At 73.9% G+C, this 5,338-nt stretch carries 4 protein-coding genes; all 4 read right to left on the reverse strand.

Annotated elements, in window-relative coordinates; all coding sequences use genetic code 11:
• On the reverse strand, positions 1–960 hold a 960-nt coding region (locus tag OZN99_RS24550; RefSeq protein ID WP_270937872.1), incomplete at its 3' end, for a proton-conducting transporter transmembrane domain-containing protein.
• A gap of 77 nt (positions 961–1,037) precedes the next feature.
• Entirely contained in the window at positions 1,038–1,910 is an 873-nt protein-coding gene (locus tag OZN99_RS24555) for a LysR family transcriptional regulator (protein ID WP_270937873.1), read from the reverse strand.
• Positions 1,911–1,921: 11 nt separating this feature from the next.
• Positions 1,922–3,658, reverse strand: a complete 1,737-nt coding sequence (locus tag OZN99_RS24560) for a methyltransferase domain-containing protein (RefSeq protein ID WP_270937874.1) — start codon at positions 3,656–3,658, stop codon at positions 1,922–1,924.
• Positions 3,659–3,662: 4 nt separating this feature from the next.
• Positions 3,663–5,338, reverse strand: a 1,676-nt coding sequence (locus tag OZN99_RS24565) for an ABC transporter transmembrane domain-containing protein (protein WP_333779768.1), incomplete at its 5' end; no start/stop codon positions are given.

The raw sequence follows: 5,338 nt of genomic DNA on the forward strand, positions 1-5,338 counted from the left end.
CGCCGCCGCGCCGGGCCGTGCCGCCGCGGCGGGTGCGCGCGCAGCCGCCAGCGCCGAGCCGGCGCCGAGGAACAGGCTCGCCTTGTAGAGCCCGTGCAGCACCAGGTGCGCCATCGCGGCGGCATGGAAGCCAAGGCCGCACTGCATCAGCATGAAGCCCATCTGCGCCGTGGTGGACGCCGCCAACCCGCGCTTCACGTCGTTCTGCACCAGCGCGGCGAGCTGGCCGAACAGCGCGCTGACGGCGCCGACCAGGAACAGCACCAGCAGAACGCCGGGCGCCTGCTCGAAGACGGGTGCGAAGCGGGCGACGAGGATGCCGCCGGCATTCACCAGACCCGCATGCATGAAGGCGGAGACCGGCGTCGGCGCCGTCATCGAGGACATCAGCCAGCGGTGGAAGGGGAACAGGCCGCACTGGATGGCCGCGGCGACGGCCAGGGCGGCGCAGGCGACGCTGGTCACCACCGGGCTGAACTTGGGCGCGAGATAGACGATGGTCGCGATGGACAGGCTGTCGGCGGCCAGCGAGAGCAGACCGAGCCCGAGGATCAGCGCGCCCGCGCCGGCCAGGAACCAGCGCTGCGCGAACTCGGCCGCGGCCGCCGCCTGCGGCCAGCGCCGCGCATGGCCGATGGCATCCGCCAGCAGCATCCCCATCGCCACCCAGAGCACCGCGAAGAGCGGCACCCAGTCCGTCGCCAGCAGCAGCAGCACCAGGATGGTCAGCGTGGAGAGCCGGTTGAAGAAGGTCTGGTAGCGCGCGTCGCCTTCCATGTGCCGGGCCGCGAAGCCGTGCACCACGCCGCTGACCAGGGCCACCGCGGCGCCCAGGAACAGCGTCAGAGCATCCGCGCGGAAGAAGGCGGAGACCAGCGGGCCGTCATCCAGGCTGAAGGCCAGCAGCAGCAGCAGCAGGCCGAAGGCCAGCCAGACCGTCGAGGTAAAGAATCGCGCCATGCGGACCCGTCCCGTGGAAAGCGGCCGGCTTCTGCGTCAGCCAGATGGATTAAGGAAACGAATTTTTCTGATTGTTCTTATCTGCCTTGCCGATAAGTTGGTACCCTCTCCCCGATGAAGGCCGCCAGCGCGGCCGTTGCAGGCGATGCGCGCGGCGCGGCCAGCAGGGCGATCTCCACTTCAGGAAGGGTGGGCCAGTCCTGGCCACCCTCCAGCGCCACCAGCCCCTCGGGCACCATGGTGCGTGGCAGGACGGTCACGCCGAGCCCGGCCCGCACCGCGGCCACCGTGCCGGCGAAGGACGGGCTGGTATAGGCGATGTCCCAGGGCAGCCCCGCCGCGTCCAGCGCGCCAACCGCCCGGCGGCGATAGACACAGGGGGCGGGCGAGAGCACCAGCGGCAGGCGACCGCCGACCGGGGCGGGCGCCATACGATCCCGCGCCACAAAGACCGGCCGCTCGCGCCAGAGCGGGCGGCTGCCGGGATAGGGCTCGGCCGGGTCCTGCTTCACCACGATCAGGTCGTGCTCGCCGCGCCCCAGCGCCTCCACCAGGCGGAGCGTCAGGTCGCAGGTGACGTGCAGGTGCACCTGCGGGTGCTTGGCGGCGAAGGCGGCCAGGATCTCCGGCAGGTATTGCGTGGCAAAGTCCTCCGGCGAGGCGAAGCGCACCTCGCCAGCGACGTCGGGGGTGCGGGCGCGCGACAGCATCGCCTCCGACAGCGCCAGGATGCGGCGCGCATCGCCCAGCAGCGCCTCGCCTTCCGCGGTGAGCTCCACGTTGCGCTTGTCGCGGCGGAACAGGGCGCAGCCCAGCAGCTCCTCCAGCCGGCGGATCTGCATCGAGACGGCGGATTGCGACCGGCCGATGCGCGCGGCCGTGCGGGAGAAGCTCAGCGTCTCCGCCAGGGCCACGAAGGCGCGCAGCAGGCCGGTGTCGAGGTCGGGCATCGGCGGCGGCGCTAGCGCGGCGGTTCTTCCGCTGTCAAACGCGGCACGCCCGCCCATTCGGGCAGCTGCGTCTCCTGCCGCAGCCGCAGTCGGCGGAAGTCGAGCGCGGCGAACATCTCCTCCAGTTCGGGTTCGCGATCGGTCGGCAGCGGCAGGGTGCTGCGCGCCTCCTCGGCGAAGCGGGCGCGCAGCGGTTCCGGCGCCGCCAAGTATCCGTGCTGCCACCAGTCCAGGATGCGCGGCTTCGCCGCCATCAGCGCTGTGGCGCCCACGACCTGGTCGGCCTTCTCGCGGTTCGCCTCCCGCGAGGCCGGGAGCAGGTTCCAGAGGTCGTTGCAGGGCCAGGCCGCCCAGGGCAGGCAGTGGTCCACCTCGACCGCGCGGCCGCGCAGCGGCAGCCCTGTCCAGACGCAGGACACCTTCTCGCCGCGCTGCAGCCGCGCGGCGACCAGGTCACGCACCAGTCCGGTGTCGCGCTCCGGCTCCAGCCAGCGCAGCGCGTCCAGCACCGCATCCGCCGCGAGCGGGCGGCCGGCGCGGGAGGCGAAGTCGCGGCTCTGGCGGACCCATTCGGCCAGCAGCATCGGCTCGATCCAGGCCGCCATGCGGCGCAGCGCGTGCCAGACATGCAGCGGCACGCGGATGGTGCCGTAGTCCCAGAACAGGCCAGCGCCCAGCGCCAGCGTGTCGCCGCCGCGGGGCCGGCGGCCGAATTCGGCCGGGAAGACCGGCGTGTCGTCGGCGAAGGTCAGGTGCCGCGCCGGCATGTCGGCGATCACCCGCGCCGCATCGGCCAGCGCGCCGCGCAGCGCCACCGCCGTCTCGCCGCGCAGCAGCGCGCCGGGCCGCAGGTCGAAGGGGGCGAGGGGGCGCAGGCCCTGGAACGCCCCCTTCACGAAGGCCAGGCCGACGCCCGCCGGCGCCTGCGGCAGCCCGCGCTCGACAAGGGGCTTGTACATGCGCAGCCAGTAGAGCGCGACGAGACCGAGCGGCAGTTCCACATGGCTCTCCGCCTCCCGCGCCATGTTGGGGGAGGCGTCGGCGATCCGCGCCAGGCAGCGCAGCAGCGCCAGCTTGTAGGTGGTGAAGCGTTCCTGCCGCAGGATCACGCCGCGCAGCAGCGGCAGCGCGCCGCCGCCATCATCCGGCAGGTCCAGCACCACGGTCTGCCAGCGCACATCGGCGCGGCCCTGCCGGTCCTCCGCGCGATCGGTCGCGACGCGCAGCGCCAGGCCGTGATCAAGGCCCAGCCGCTCCACCTCATGCGCATCCACCGGCCACATCGGGCGGTCCGGCGGCGCCGGGCCGTGCCGCAGGGTCAGCACGATGCGGCCGCCGGGCTTGAGCAGCGTCGCCAGCTTGCGCATCGCGCGCGCCCGGTCCTCCGGCGGGATGTGCTGCCAGACGCCGCTGAGCCAGACGAGGTCGAAGGCGAGACCGAGCCGGTGCACCTCCGCCAGCGCCGGCAGCCGGTCGTCCACCCAGCGAATCGAGGGCGCCGCATGCAGCCGGCCGGCCTCCGCACGGAGCGCGGCCGCCGGCTCCGCCGCGATCACCTCCCAGCCGCGCGCCGCGAACCAGGCGGCGTCGCGACCGCTGCCCGCCCCGACATCCAGAAGGTAACCCGGCGTGGCCGGCAGGAAGGGCAGGGCGTCGCGGTGGACGTCCTCGAAGCCGAAGGCCTCGTAGGCCTCGGCGAATTCGCGGAAGCCGCGGTTGTAGGCGCCGACCGTGTCCGGCCAGGCCATGCGGCTACGCGCCTTCGGCGAATTGCAGCGCGGCCAGCCGGGCATAGAGCCCGCCCTGGCGCACCAGCGCATCGTGCGGGCCGGCGGCGACGACGCGCCCGGCCTCCATCACCAGGATGCGGTCGGCGCGGCGCACCGTGGCGAGCCGATGCGCGACGACCAGCGTGGTGCGCCCGCGCGAGAGGCGCTCCAGCGCCTGCTGCACGGCCTGCTCGGATTCCGCGTCGAGCGCGCTGGTCGCCTCATCCAGCAGCAGCACCGGGGCATCCTTCAGGATGGCGCGCGCGATGGCGAGTCGCTGGCGCTGCCCGCCGGAGAGGGTGACGCCGCGCGCGCCGAGCGGCGTGTCGAAGCCCTGCGGCAGCGCGGCGATGAAGCCGGCCGCGGCCGCCGCCTCTGCGGCGCGGCGCACCTCGGCGTCTGACGCGCCGGGCCGGCCGTAGCGGATGTTCTCCGCCGCGGTGGCGCCGAAGATCAGGGGTTCCTGCGGGACGAAGCCGATGCGCGCGCGCAGCGCCGTGGGATCGAGCCGCGCGACATCCACGCCGTCCAGCACCACGCGGCCGGATTGCGGGTCGTAGAAGCGCAGCAGCAGCTGGAACAGCGAGGTCTTGCCCGCGCCGGACGGGCCGACCAGCGCCACAGTCTCCCCCGGCTCTACCGCCAGGCTGACGTCGTCGAGTGCCCATTGGCCCGGGCGCGTCGGGTAGGCGAAGCGCACATGCTCCAGCGCGACGCGGCCCTGCGGCGGCTCCGGCAGGAGCGCCGGCGCGGCCGGCGCGGCGATGTCCGGCCGCACCGACAGGATCTCCATCAGCCGGTCGGCCGCGGCGGCGGCGCGCTGGATCTCGCCCCAGAGCTCGCTGACCGTCGCGCCGGCGCTGGCGGCCAGCACGGCGTAGAAGACGAAGGCGGCGAGCTCGCCGCCGCTCATCCGGCCCGCCACCACGTCGTGCCCGCCGACCCAGAGTGCGAAGGTGATCGCCCCGAAGCCGAGCAGGATGACGGAGAGGATCAGCACTGCGCGCGAGCCGATGCGGCGCAGCGCGGCGGCGACGGAGCGCTCGGTCTCCGCGCCGAAGCGGGCGCGCTCTGCGGCCTCCTGCGTGAAGGCCTGCACCGTGCGCAGGCCGTTCAGCGTCTCCTCCGCGCGGGCTGCAAGATCCGCGACGCGCTCCTGCGCCGTGCGCGACAGGCGGCGTTCGCGCCGGCCGAACAGCACCAGCGGGCCGATCACCAACGGCAGGACCAGCAGCACGATCCCGGCCAGCTTGGGGGAGGTGGCGACCATCATCACCAGCGCGCCGCTGCCGGTGACCAGGTTGCGCAGCCCCATGGAGATAGCCGAGCCCACCAGGGACTGCAGCAGGCCAACATCGGCGGTCATGCGCGACAGGATGTCGCCGATGCGTGCGGTGTCGAAGAAGGACGGGCTGAGGCCGAGCACATGGTCGTAGACGCGCCGCCGCAGATCCGCCGCGACCCGCTCGCCCAGCCAGGAGACCAGCCAGTAGCGTGTGGCGGTGGCGCAGGCCAGCGCGGCGACGGTGGCGAACATCAGCGCCGCGGCGGTGTCCAGGCCCGGCCCGCTGCCGGCCGCGAGGCCGCTGTCCACCAGCCGCGCCACCCCCTGGCCGAGCGCCAGCGTCAGCAGCGCCGCCAGCAGCAGCGCCGCCGCCG

This window comes from Falsiroseomonas oryzae (genome assembly GCF_027856955.1).
GTDB lineage: Bacteria > Pseudomonadota > Alphaproteobacteria > Acetobacterales > Acetobacteraceae > Falsiroseomonas > Falsiroseomonas oryzae.